We start from the raw sequence: 13,485 nt of genomic DNA, 5'->3' as shown, positions 1-13,485 counted from the left end.
GCTACCAAGGCTTCTGTACATAATAGGTAGATTCTTATGAAGAGCCTGAAAACTTCCAATCTTTTTAGCATCAATCTTCATACAACCATCCTGACCAACACCTGGACTATTGCTTACATAAGTTGCAATATCCTCGCCCTCTTTCAGGACTACGATTTTGAATTCCTTATCAGCCCCATCAATAGTTGCTGTAAGTGTTACTTCTTTATTTTTATTTCCACGTGTGACTTTACCGTTATTTGTCACAACCTTCTCATCACTTGATTTCCAAGAGATTTTCTTGCCATCATATTCTGCTGGAAGATTAATATCTCCTGTTACGTATCCTAAGTTGAGAGAAAATTCAACTTCTGTAGCCTTGCCTACCTTCTTGTCAAGGAATGCTTTGTAAAGGTCTTCTACATCACTATCTGTGAGCTTACCCTGATAAATTTTGTAGTTATCAAGATATGCTCTACAGTATTCTCCTGAACCCCAGTTGGCTTTTCCAATATAAGTAATAGGATTAGCTCCTAGGATATCCTCAAGCTTGTTGTCTGAACTAAAGCTTGATTTCTTTTCACCATCTACATAAACAATTGTCTCATCCTGAGAATAAACAACATCTATGTGGGTCCATGTGTTAATTGCAATAGGTGTGTTTGTGGTTCCGTTCGTTCTACCGTTTTTAAACTGCTCGATAGTTAGCTTTGAACTGATGTTAGCTGCACCAAGGTAATATTCTGGACTTGACTGTGGGTTCTCATTTGGGGCTGAGTAGAATAACCAGTCTGTTCCAGTTCTACCAATATTTGCATCAAAGGAGATAGAAACAGATTTTACGCCTGCAAGCAAGCTGTCTCCATTTTCCTTGGTAACATTAAGGAATTGCTTTTTACCATCAGAAAGCGAAATAGCCTTTCCACTTTCACCAAAGCTATCTACAACAGAATAAGTACCTGTTGCCTTAGCACCGCCGCCTGTAATGGTTGCATTATCTTCGAGGTTTTCAAAGTCAAAATCTGCAATTAGCTTTAACTTATCTTCATCCTCTTCTTCATCTTCTTTTTCCTTTAACAGTTTTTCTTCTTCAAGTAGCTCTTTCTCATCAAGCTCAGCATCTTCATCTTCTTCAGCTTCTTCATCAACATCCTTTTGGGATTCATTATCGTCTGTTGATTCATCTGCTACATCTTCTGCTGAGGAATCAGAGTCAGGAACTTCTTTGGCATCCTCAGAAGATTGGCTTGTTTCTTCCTCAGATGCTTTTGATTCTTCTTGTGATTTTTCTTCAGAAGATTCTTCTTGTTTGGTCTCTCCAGCTTCAGTTGCCTGCACTAAAGAAAGACCTGAGCCAGGTGTAAACCCTGACCAGGCCATTGAAAGTGCAAGAGCTGTAGCTAAGAGACGCTTAAAGTTCTCTTTTTGCATCATCACTATTCCCCCAATTAAAAATTAGGACAAAAGTCCTTTGTTACACCATAGAAAAAGATTCCCCAATCCCTTAATCTATGGCAGTTCGTGATAATATAGTAGCCTCAGCTTTATTTTAAGTAAATAGAAATTTCTTCACACTTTTATAAAAATAATCGTAAAAAATCCAACCTCTATACTAAAAGGTTGGATTTTGTACGTGTACATAGATCCTAAAGGACTTACAACTGTTCTAATCTGGATCATCTGGATATCTACCGTCCTCTTTTCCGCCATTTCCTCCTATAACACATAAACAAGAATTAACATAGGAAAATGAATATCCAGGTTTAGCTCTTCCGCCTCCTCCGACAACACAAGCACATGCATAATGATGACTATCTTCTAATCCTCCTCCAACTGCAGGGCATACACATCTTTTTCCCCCTGTGGTAGCAGCAAGCTCATCCATCGACATTTCTGTCAATTCATCTTCTTGCTTTAGATCATCAGCTTCTATAGTAATTCCACGTTCTAACGCCATACTAATAATAGTTTCAGCGTCAGCATTTTGTAATTTTTCGATAGTATCGTTACCTTCGCTTGAAACAACTTCCATGAATTTCTTAATACTCTCTTTCATTAGATATCGCTCCTTTCCACTTTTAAATATTCTTCCACCCCGTAACAAACTGCTTCTGGCCTTAGTTTTGATATCTTATCTATAATTTTTGTGAGCCAACCGTCTCTATAAATCTTGCAGGTCATTTCATCTACAGCCAGAACATCATCACGATGAAACATCATGGCGCTTGCTCGGCATCCACCTAGACATAATGATTTATACTTACAATCAATGCACTTTTCATTTCGAGCTATTATCTCTTCTACTCTGGTATCAATCAATTTCATGTAAGAAGAATCAACCAAACAGTCCCTAAGGCCCATTTCCTGAACAAGAGGGTATTGATTTTGGAATTCATCTGACATGCTTGCCATGCCCATGCAGGTTTCCGCTCTGCCTTCGGCTGATATGTACATTGTATTTCTCGCGTGTACACACATACTTGCCCTCATTGGATTCTCGTAGATATGAACAGCTGGTAATTCATAAAAATCAGGTTCACCACCGTCTGCATAAAAGAATCCACCTAAATGTACAAGTATATTCGGTAAATCCTGGTAGAAAGAGTCAATATACTCGTAATAAACATTGAATACCTCATCTTCTGTCATTGACAGGGCGTTACCATAGTTTCCATCTTTCCATGCACCAGTATCTGATATTGGATTTACTTTTAGACTGCGACACCCCATCTGTGTCAGATCGTTTATGCTTTCACGTAAAGAGCTTGCATTATCTTTCCATAAACACATTTCAGCACCAGTTGGAAAACCACGTTTTTGGCACAACAAAAATGCTTTTCTCACAGCCTGCTCAGCCCCTGGAATACCTCTCAACCAATCATGATGTCCTGTTCCATCAAAACTCATATTGATTTCAGGGTGAATACCTCGTTTTTCCAACTCATCGAGGAATTTCTCATTTACAAGAAAACCATTTGAATAGATTTGAGTAATGAGTATTTCTCTTTCAAGTAATCCATCCACAATGTCCCAAAAGTCTGAACGTACAAGGGCTTCACCACCTGTCAAAGTGCATCTAAGTACCCCACAATTCCCCATATCATTAACAATTTTCATTATTTGCTCATGGGTCAGTTCGCCATATTTAGCATCTGGGGCTGACATATAGCAGTGTTTGCATTTACAGTTGCATTTGCCAGTTATCGACCAATGCACTGTGTTCATATAGCGATTATTGTAAAAAATATATTTTTGTTTTTCTTTGAGCTCTGAGCCTTTTTCACACTCTGATACGACACCCTCTTTTACCAATTGTTCTACAAGTTTACGTTGATCATCAGTAATAATAGGAATAGAAAAATCTATTTTTCCATTACACATTTCAAGAGTATCTAATATAAATTTGTTAACAAACTGAGCTCGTCCATATTTTCTATCTATAATTGCGTATGGTAATTTTTCCCAGCCACAAAGCCTATATCGTTCATTCAGAAGATAATACATCGCTAATTCTCCTTATTTATGATGCACCGCCTCCGCCTACTCCAGGGCACCTACAAAAACCTGCTAGCTTTTTATGCTTTTTATCATAATAGAATTGGCCACCTCCTCCAATAACACATCCACAGCCTCCATAAAAGCCATCACCTGATGCACCTGCACCTGCACCTAAACAAGCGCATGCAGTTGCGCCACCAGATACAGCTTCTAATTCATTTTCATCAAGCTCTGAGGTCTCTAAGTTAAAGTCTTCTTTGACAAGATTGATACCATAACTTTTGGCAATCTCAATGCTGGCCGTGATTACACCTTCTTTATCGTCTTCATTTAGTGACTTTAATTTCTTTTGGGCTTCCTCATCCTCACCTAGCATTTCCAGATACTTATTCATTTCCTCTCTCATAGTAAAACCTCCTTTCTGTTGCCTTTACTATAATTCTAAATAAATAATAATATAATTATTATCACAAAAATGTCACACTACTGTGAATTGTCTAATTGCTGTCGTTTTACAAGTTCTGCAAAAAACTGCTGCTTGGCTATTAGCTCCTCATAAGTACCAGATTCAACTATTTGCCCATTATTAATGACAATTATTTTATTACAATTCTTAATGGTTGATAATCTATGAGCAATTACGATTCTTGTACATCCCATTTTATCCAAAGCGTCGGAAACCTTTTTTTGTGTTATGTTGTCCAAAGCACTAGTAGCTTCATCAAAAAATAGTATTTTGGGTCTTGTGGCTATTGCTCTGGCAATCATAATCCTCTGTCTTTGACCTCCCGAGATACCTCCCTGACCTTCTGTTATCATTGTCTTCATTTTCATTGGCATCTTTTTAATATCATCTGCAATGCCTGCTATTTCTGCAGCTTGCCAGGCTTCATCTTCTGTCAAATCTGGATTTGTAATTGCAATATTTGAATAAATATCTCCTTGGAATAGAGCCGAATCCTGCATAACTGTCCCAATTTTCCTTCTTAATGATGGCAAATCCATGGTGTCAATATTTTGATTGTCGTAATAAATTGCACCCATCTGAGGATGTTCTAGTCCAAGCAGCAATCTTATTAATGTTGACTTGCCACATCCAGTTTTTCCTACAATAGCAATATAATCCCCAGGCTTTACTTTTAAAGATAAGTTCTTAAACACATATTGTGAATCATCATTATATTTGAAACTTAAATTCTCCACTGTTATCATTCCGGAAACGTTATTTACAAGTTGTTTTTCAGCCTCTATCTCAGGCTCAGTTTTTAAAAATGGGGTGGCCATTTCGAGAATAGGCTTTATTTGAGCAAATGAATCAGTCACTGAAGAAACCGAGTCAAAAGCCCCCATAAGCATTCCGAAGGATGCCATAAATGCATAGTAATAAGACTGATTTAGATTACTTTTCACCGCAATGTAATATATAACAATAGTTGAAAATAAATTTATTCCAGCAAAAAAGACGGCGTTTGCCTTTATAAATAAAGGCGGATTATACTGATATTTAGCTTCCTCCGCATATGCCATAAGCCATTTAGAATAAGCTCTCTTCTCTGATCCTGACAGCTTTAGTTTTTTTATACCTGAAATAAACTGATATGAAAGTCCGGCAGTTTTCGCTTGTCTGTTCAATAACTCTCTATCAACTTTCATCTGTATCATACTAGTGGAAACTAAAAAAAATAGTGTGATTAGTACAATAAAAATTGCTGGTACCGTAAGTGATTTTGCAAAACTAAATATCTGGAATATATACAAGAGTGATACAAAGGCAGTAAGGCTGGAGCCCATTATTATGTCTACAAGTGTGTTACATAATTGGTTAACTGCCAATGAACGATTACATAGCTCGCCAGGACTATACTTTCTGAAAAATCCAGACGGTAAGCTCATAATCCTCATCATCATTGCGGACTCAACATTGACGGATATTTTTGTCTTAATACGGCTTTGCAGTAATGTTTTTATCCCTTCGAATAATTGATAGGATACAGTAATACAAATCATACATATTACTAAACTAACAATGTATGATGATTCTTTTATTTCGAGAATAGGTCCAACCAATATCCTTGCAAATTCTGGCAAAAACATACTTGTAGCGGTTGCCATAAAACTGCATAGTACAATATATACCAAATCATTTAAATAGAGACTTTGCCTCATAAAGACTAATAAATCAATGATGTTCATCTTTTTATTAGGCAGTGGTCTATATAAATGATATGCTTCTACATCAAATAGTCCCGCATTATTATTGTTAACCCATTCTCGTTTTTTCGTAAAAGGGTTTTCAAACCTATATGCGATGTTACCTGGTATTAAAACCACTGGTACATTAGATTCCTTAGTAAAAGCAAGTATTGGGCCAAAGGCATCTTTATACCATCCTTCAGTGAGCTTTATTTTTCTTTTCATTATTCCTCTTGATTTAAGAATGTAATCAAACTCACTATCTACATCAATCATTTCCTTTGACACATCAATTGGTCTAAGATGATAAAATCTCATTATTTCATCAATATTACCCTTGATTACCTGTCTTTTATCCTGTATTTTCTCGGCCTGTTCCCCACCTAAAATTGACGAGATTACTTTTTTGTATGCATCTTCTAATAATTGCTGATCAGCCGCCTGCCTTTCCTCAATTTGGTTTTTAAACCACCCCATTTACATGCCCCCTATTCATTCTGTATAAGCTCCATGTATAAACCATTTAGTTTTATCAGTTCCTCATGAGTTCCTCGCTCAGCAATCATACCTTTATCCAGTACAACGATTTCATCACAATCTCTGATTGTAGAAAGACGATGTGCGATTACGATACAGGTAATTCCCCTATTTCGTATTGCCTCCACAACCTTGTGCTCAGTCAACGCATCTAAGGCTGATGTTGCTTCGTCAAGAATGATAATTGATGGATCCTGGGCTAGAACACGGGCAATTTCTAGCCTTTGCTTTTGACCTCCGGAAAGATTTTTACCACCATACTCTAACTTATGTTTATAATGATCTGGAAGAGCCATTATTTCATCATGCAATGCGGCATCTCTAGCTGCTAAAATCATTTCAAAATCCTTAATTGACTCATCCCACATTTTAATGTTGTTTTCTATTGAATCCTCAAAAAGGGTAATGTCCTGATCTACTACGGCAATTGAGCCTACCATGGTTTCACGGGGATATTCATTTCTTGTTTTTCCATCAAACAATATTTCACCTGACCATATTTTATATAACCCCGCAATAAGACTGGACATTGTAGATTTTCCGCAACCTGATGCACCTACAATTGCTATACTTTGCCCTGCCTTAATCGAAAGAGAAAAATCCTTTATAAACGGCTCATCTAGCCTGGCATATCCAAAAGAAATATTTTTTATCTCGATATTCCCTGACAATTTGTTTAGATTATTGTCATTTCTGACTTCGCTATTATCATTTTCGTCACTCGGATAGGAAATGACATCTTCTACTCTCTCAATGTTTGTTCGCATTTCCTGCATTGTTTTGCCTGCCTGAATAAGTTGTTCCGCTGGATTAATAAATGAACTTAAAAATCCCTGAAACATAACTACAGCACCAATCGAAAATTTGCCCTCAATAGTTAGTAATACACCCAAAATAAGAACAATATAATTTGCCATGATATCAAGTACAGTTGGTATTAGACTTAAAAAAGTTGTGGTCTTTATTAATTTGACATTTTGTTCATTTATAGAAGCCTGAATTCCAGCCCATTTTTGAAAAAATACCTCCTCAGAGCCACTTGCCTTTATTGTTTCAATAAGATTAATTCCTGTAACTGTAGCTCCTATCAGTTTTCCCGAATCTCGCATTAAAATTCGGGTAATATTAATTCTTTTGTCGGCAATTATTTTAGATATTGCTACATTTATAGCTACTGTTATAATTCCGATAGATGCCAACATTACGCTCTGCTTTACCATTAATACTAGATAGAAAATCATCATTACGGAATTTAATAACAAAGGAGTAAAAGTTTCTATTATAGATGAAGAAATATTTGCACTAAGATTTGCCCTAGATTGAATGTCTCCAGCCAATCTTTGAGAAAAGAATTCCATTGGAAGTCTTAGAACCTTCCACATATAAGTTGTATTTCCAACAACAGCCATTTTTCCATCTATCTTTATGGAATAGATTGCATTAATCCACATAACAACCAACTGAACGATAGAAAAAACAATCAACACACCCATAAATGGTTTTAACCATTCTGGATTTTCTCCAGTCAAAATTCTATCTATGAATATACGTGCTGTTACAGAATTGAAAATGCCAAATAAATATGCAATCGCTGTTGTGAGCATCAAAAAAAATGTGGCAACGCCTGTTCCCACAAGCCTTTTTCTTGCGTAATCAAGTGTACTTTTGGGGTTTCCTTCTGGAACAAAATCTTCTGATGGAGTCGGTATTATAACAACGCCACTAAATGATTTTTTAAACTCCTTCTCCGATAACCTTACAGTCCCTCTTGCTGGATCGTTTATATAGACCCACTTTCCTTTAAATCCGCAAAGTACAACAAAATGACAGAAATTCCAGTGTATTATACATGGAAAACTTGCCTGAGTTTTTATGGCATTAGCGCTCATTCTATAAGCTTTTACGTTAAACCCATAATATTTTGCCGCATCAGCCATATTTTTAGCATTGGAACCATCTCGTGAAACTCCACAGTCCAAGCGTACCTGTTCTAATGGCACCCATTTCCCGTAATACGCCATAACCATAGCCAACGCAGCTGCACCACATTCAAGCATCTCCAACTGAATAATAACCGGAACTTTTGCTACACCTTTTGTAATTGGTTGTCTAATCTTTTTAATGTCCATTTTACTCCTTGCTGCTAAACAAAAAATCTACAGGACTTATTTTGTCTTTTACAATAGTTCCGTCATACTTTCCATCAGGTAGAATAACCTCTGCCAATCCAACTGGTCTATCATATTCATCAAATTTCACTGAGGCTATAGTAAATTTATCGCTTGGAATTTCTACAGTATCACCTGCCTGTATACTGTAATCGCCCATTACTACTACACTAGCCAAATGATCCTCTACTACGATTTTAGCTGCTACTGTTGTCTCAAGAGTTCCTGTGGATGCCCATAAAAATAGGCCTATAAACATTAATGCTACTGAAAAGAGCACAATCCACACTCCTATGTTTGTTATTTTTAAATAGGATGAAAGCTCATCCGGAGTCGTAATTTTGCTGTTATTAGAATCTTCCTTACTATGATTTTTCCTCATGTTTTTTACCCATTTTGTAATTTGATGGTTATAATTTTTATATTATAGCAATATAATGTTAAAAATTAATGATTTATCACGAAAAAAGGAGCAAACCCTCACTCACTTAGTAGGTTGCTCCTTTTATCTTAATAAATTATTTACTAAATCTTTCCACATATGAAAGTGAAAGATTTCCACCCTCTACAGTAACATCCACCATTGCACCAGAAATAATCGGCATGGCTGGTGGAAGATGTCCCACATCTGCATCCATGATAATAGGTACATTGTATTTGCCAAGGATTCCTGTTACAGCATTGTATTGATCAAGCCCCATCAGCTCCTGCTTATATGCTGCAAGAGGTCGGCCTATGATAAAGCCCTTTGCATATTTGAACCAGCCGGCTCTATCTAAGTTCCACAGTGCCCTTCTAATAGACATAACATTTAAATCACATGCCTCTAGGAACCAAACAATGCCTTCATCCTTATATTTTTCGTTAAAGGCATCAACATTATCGTATTTAGTGCCTACCAGATTAGCAAGGCAATCAAGGCAGCCTCCTGTGATTCTTCCTGTAAAGCCAGGCAGGCGATTCATCTCGTTTTCTCCCATAAAAAGCCTAAGCTCTTTTTCTTCAGTAAGATTATAAGGTGCAAAGGGGTGTTCCTCATCCTTAAGTGACTCCAGCTCAAACCTATCATAACCGCTTACTGTATTAAGCGCCCCTGTTAATGCCTTTATGGCATCATTCAATGCTGGATGCAATTCATGCATTCCAAATGCCCCAATGCAAGGTCCATAGATTGAAGCTGTATCACAAATAGTATTAAGCAGGAATGTAAAATTAGTGTTATCAGAATAGCCCATGTACCACTTAGGCTTAGCCTGCTTTACAGCATCAAAATCCACATAGTCTATGGTTTCACACATGAGTTCTCCACCGCCGCAGGAAATCAACACATCATTATCCCCACTGCAGTAATAATCTGTTAACTCCTTGCCACAATTCTCAGGAGTAGAGCTGATGCCAATGCCATCATCTCTTCTACAATTAGGGCCTTCCACTATCTTATAACCCATGCCCTCAAATCGCTTTATAGCTGCATCTAAACAGCTTTTGTAGGGCTCAAATGTACAACCAAAGGAAGGTGCTACAAGCCCTATAACACCTTCCTCTTTTAAATACTCTGGATATTTCATGCAACTTTACTCTTTCTATTAATGTAGTCCGCAAGTTACACTAACAAGCATTATATTTCTACGCTCAGCATGGAAAGCTTCTCTTTAGAAATATAATAGCTTGTTAACTACTTGCTCATCTAATCAGCTTTAATCCGCCTGTTACGCGCACAAGCCTGATGAATTCAACGCTTCGCATAGAAAGCTACGCTTATGAATTATCAGAGCTTGTTCACTACAGGCTCATCTAGATTATTTACATTGTGGCATAACGTACTACAACGTCATACTTATTGCTCCCAGAAGCTCCTCTACCTCTTCGTCGGTAGGGATGCCGTCGTAGCAAAGGGCGTAGTCTATTAGCTGTTCGAAGGCGCTGCGGCGGCTTTCCTCAAGCGGGAATAGCTCTGTAATTGGCTGGCGCCATCTTCCAAGCATTTCGTTAAGCTCACCAAGCTTTGGTGTAAGCACTTCTTTTTCTTTGTTCTTAAGAAACTGCGTAAGAGCAGGGCTGTTGCCGCCACTGGAAAAAGCTCCCACCAGATTCTGTTCCTTTAGATATGAAGGGAAAATAAAAGTACACTTTTCCTTATCATCCACAACATTTACAGGGATACCTCCCTCTTTGCACATCATGGAAATCTGACCATTTAATTCCTCGTCGTTTGTAGCCACAACCACAAGCTTACGCTCCTGTAAATCAAGTGGTGTAAACTCTCGCTGCTCTAGTAGCAAATGGTCTGTCTCCTCAGATAAAGCAGCAAGTTCCATAGATATTTCCTTGGCAATCACATGCACCCTGGCACCGAAATCAAGCAGTACGTTTACCTTTCTAAGTGCCACATCACCGCCACCTACAACCAAACAATTGGATTCTGTTATATCAACAAACATAGGAAAATATGCCATAGTCCCCTCCTTACACGAAAAATGCTATCATAAATTGAATTTTATCATATCATTGTGAAATATTATTGTTGCTATTCTTCGTAGATAACTGATTTATCAATCTGAGCTAAGGCGGCATCTATTTCCTCCAAATACTGCATACCTATTTTAGACATTACAGCATTCTTCTTGGTGATATAGCCTATTTCCATTATACTGTTTGGATTTTCCTCGTCCTCACGATATGGCACAACAATGTAACCATCACCATTGTAATCACCCCAGATAATTCCTGAGCAGAGTGTATAGCCATTCATAGCCTTCACTAAATTAAGCATAGTTGAACGGTCCGTTACACGTATGGTCTGAGGGTAAATGTTTTCACTAAGTATTTCCTCTGCAAGAAATTCACTGTTTTCTCCCTGTTCAAAATATAGACAAGGATAATTCTTAAGATCCTCAAAGCCTATTGAATCCTGCTTTGCAAGAGGATGCTCATGCCATAGATACACAAATGCTCTACATTTAATCAGGGAATGAAACTCCACTGCATGTTCATTGAAAAGCTTATTCATTGCCTTTTTGTTATGCTCACTGATGTAAAGAATGCCTATCTCGCTTTTCAGTGTACTTACATCCTTTACAATGTTTTGAGTGGTAGTCTCTCTAAGGGCAAAGTCAAACTGATTCATATCGTATTCCTTTGCCATGTCAACAAATGCTCTTACTGCAAATGTATAATGCTGAGTGGATACCCCAAACTTTCGTTTGTAGCTTCCCTCATCCCTATACTTTTGCATAACGATATCATACTGGCGATAAAAGCCTCTGATATCGTCCAAAAACTCAGCTCCCTCAGGGGTCACAATAACACCCTTGTTGGTTCTCATAAAAATAGTGATTCCGATTTCGTTCTCTAATTCCTGAATAGCACTGGTAAGTGTAGGCTGAACAATGTATAGCTTTTCTGCAGCCTTGTTCATTGAACCGTACTCCTCAATAGTTAGAGCATAAAGCATTTGTTGTATTGTCATAGTTAGTCTCCCTTATTCGCGCAAAAAGCCGCCTGTTAAATCTTTAATCACTTCGCTGGCAAGTACAAGTCCTGCCACTGCCGGTGTAAATGCAATAGAACCTGGAATATCTCTTCTTTCAGTACATTTGTGTTCTGCACCAGGTGGGCAAATACAATTTGTTCTACAGCTGATAGCCATATCTTCTATTGGGCGAATTGGCTTTTCATCTGAAAATACTACCTTAAGATGCTTAACTCCACGTTTTTTCATCTCACGCCGCATCACCTTTGCAAGTGGACACATTGTAGTTTTATAAATATCAGCTACTCTAAATCTACTAGGATCAAGCTTATTTCCTGCTCCCATGCAGCTGATTACTGGCACATCATCCTTTTTACATCGCATGATAATTTCAATCTTGGCAGTAACAGTATCCACTGCATCCACCACATAATCGTAGGATTTAAAATCAAAATCATCTGCATTCTCCGGTAGGAAAAAGCACTTATGTACTGTAATATCTGCCTTAGGATTGATATCAAGCATTCGTTCCTTCATAACATCTACTTTGTTTTTTCCTACTGTGGAACGGGTTGCGATAATCTGTCTGTTAAGATTAGTCAGACATACCTGATCATCATCTATCAAATCAAAATGCCCTACACCTGTTCTAACAAGCGCCTCGCATACATAACCACCTACGCCACCAATGCCAAAAATGGCAACACGTTTATTCTCCAGGCCTTCCATAGCATTCTTGCCAAGCAAAAGCTCTGTTCTTGAAAACTGATTTAACATAAATACCTCTTTAAATCTTTATTTTAATGTTTCATTCATACTTCCAGTGCGATAGCCCTTTAAATCCAATGAAACATAGGCAAATCCGTATGTCTTAAAAGTATCGTATATACGAATTCTAAATTCTTCATCAAGCATCCTTGGAAAATCCTGAGGCTGAAGCTCAATACGTGCCACATTGTCACCATGGATTCTCACTCTAAACTGATTGAAGCCCTCATCTAAAAGCAACTGTTCTGCCTTATCAACCATAGCAAGCTTTTCTTTGGTGATGGTTTCGCCATAAGGAAATCTGCTGGCAAGGCAGGCAAAAGATTGCTTAGAAGCAGTTGGCAAGCCAAAATGCTTAGATAGCTGCCTGATTTCCTGTTTAGTAAAGCCTATCTCCCTAAGTGGACTCTTGGCACCAAGCTCTGCCACTGCTATAAGCCCTGGTCTATAGTCACCATTATCATCTAGATTGGAACCCTCTGCCACATAGGCTATATCAAGGCTTTTTGCCAATTCAAACATTTTCTCAAAAAGCTCTTTTTTGCATAGATAGCATCTATTAGGAGGATTTTTAGCAAAGCCCTCAATCTCAAGCTCTTCTGATTCCACAATAAAATGTCTAACGCCCAGCACCTTACAATAGTCCTTAGCTTCATTTAGTTCTCTTTTGGGAAATGAACATGATGATGCAGTAATAGCAACGGCTTTGTCCCCCAAAGCATCTACTGCTGCATACAAAAGAAATGTAGAATCTACGCCACTAGAAAAGGCCACAGCAACACTGCCAAGCCCCTTGAAATAATCCTTTAATCTATCGTATTTTTCTAATAAATCTGCTTCCATAATACTTTACCCGAGTTTTACCTATCT

Annotated in this window: 12 protein-coding genes; all 12 read right to left on the bottom strand. The window is 37.8% G+C overall.

Annotation, left to right across the window (positions count from 1 at the left end):
- Nucleotides 1–1,413: LamG-like jellyroll fold domain-containing protein (locus tag IJ535_RS10805; RefSeq protein WP_294302531.1), on the bottom strand; the 1,413-nt coding region annotated here is incomplete at its 3' end.
- 232 nt (nt 1,414–1,645) lie between these two features.
- Nucleotides 1,646–2,035: a hypothetical protein gene (locus tag IJ535_RS10800; RefSeq protein ID WP_294302529.1), complete on the bottom strand. Its 390-nt coding sequence runs from the start codon at nt 2,033–2,035 to the stop codon at nt 1,646–1,648.
- On the bottom strand, nt 2,035–3,483 hold the full coding sequence (locus IJ535_RS10795) for a radical SAM/SPASM domain-containing protein (protein WP_294302527.1): 1,449 nt from the start codon (nt 3,481–3,483) through the stop codon (nt 2,035–2,037). The genes IJ535_RS10800 and IJ535_RS10795 overlap by 1 nt, the downstream gene beginning before the upstream one ends.
- Before the next feature lie 16 nt (nt 3,484–3,499).
- Nucleotides 3,500–3,883 (bottom strand): hypothetical protein, encoded by a 384-nt coding sequence (locus IJ535_RS10790; protein ID WP_090546084.1) that lies wholly within the window; start codon nt 3,881–3,883, stop codon nt 3,500–3,502.
- A gap of 77 nt (nt 3,884–3,960) precedes the next feature.
- On the bottom strand, nt 3,961–6,147 hold the full coding sequence (locus IJ535_RS10785) for an ATP-binding cassette domain-containing protein (protein ID WP_294302521.1): 2,187 nt from the start codon (nt 6,145–6,147) through the stop codon (nt 3,961–3,963).
- Nucleotides 6,148–6,158: 11 nt separating this feature from the next.
- Nucleotides 6,159–8,336 (bottom strand): NHLP family bacteriocin export ABC transporter peptidase/permease/ATPase subunit, encoded by a 2,178-nt coding sequence (locus tag IJ535_RS10780; RefSeq protein WP_294302520.1) that lies wholly within the window; start codon nt 8,334–8,336, stop codon nt 6,159–6,161.
- A 1-nt stretch (nt 8,337) separates the two neighbouring features.
- Nucleotides 8,338–8,757, bottom strand: a complete 420-nt coding sequence (locus tag IJ535_RS10775) for a hypothetical protein (protein WP_294302519.1) — start codon at nt 8,755–8,757, stop codon at nt 8,338–8,340.
- Between the two features lie 136 nt (nt 8,758–8,893).
- Nucleotides 8,894–9,943 carry a S66 family peptidase gene (locus tag IJ535_RS10770; protein ID WP_294302516.1) on the bottom strand — a complete coding sequence of 350 codons (1,050 nt, stop codon included), beginning with the start codon at nt 9,941–9,943 and terminating at the stop codon, nt 8,894–8,896.
- A 255-nt stretch (nt 9,944–10,198) separates the two neighbouring features.
- Nucleotides 10,199–10,831, bottom strand: a complete 633-nt coding sequence (locus IJ535_RS10765) for a precorrin-2 dehydrogenase/sirohydrochlorin ferrochelatase family protein (RefSeq protein WP_294292775.1) — start codon at nt 10,829–10,831, stop codon at nt 10,199–10,201.
- A 71-nt stretch (nt 10,832–10,902) separates the two neighbouring features.
- Nucleotides 10,903–11,844 (bottom strand): LysR family transcriptional regulator, encoded by a 942-nt coding sequence (locus tag IJ535_RS10760; protein WP_294302515.1) that lies wholly within the window; start codon nt 11,842–11,844, stop codon nt 10,903–10,905.
- Nucleotides 11,845–11,856: 12 nt separating this feature from the next.
- Entirely contained in the window at nt 11,857–12,624 is a 768-nt protein-coding gene (locus IJ535_RS10755; protein WP_294292769.1) for a tRNA threonylcarbamoyladenosine dehydratase, read from the bottom strand.
- An 18-nt stretch (nt 12,625–12,642) separates the two neighbouring features.
- Nucleotides 12,643–13,458 carry an ATP-dependent sacrificial sulfur transferase LarE gene (larE, locus tag IJ535_RS10750; protein WP_294302513.1) on the bottom strand — a complete coding sequence of 272 codons (816 nt, stop codon included), beginning with the start codon at nt 13,456–13,458 and terminating at the stop codon, nt 12,643–12,645.
- Nucleotides 13,459–13,485 lie beyond the last annotated feature (27 nt).

It is taken from the genome of Pseudobutyrivibrio sp. (genome assembly GCF_017471675.1).
Lineage (GTDB): Bacteria > Bacillota > Clostridia > Lachnospirales > Lachnospiraceae > Pseudobutyrivibrio.
The sequence above is the reverse complement of the archived record's forward strand: the minus strand, read 5'-3'. Positions and strand labels throughout refer to the sequence as shown.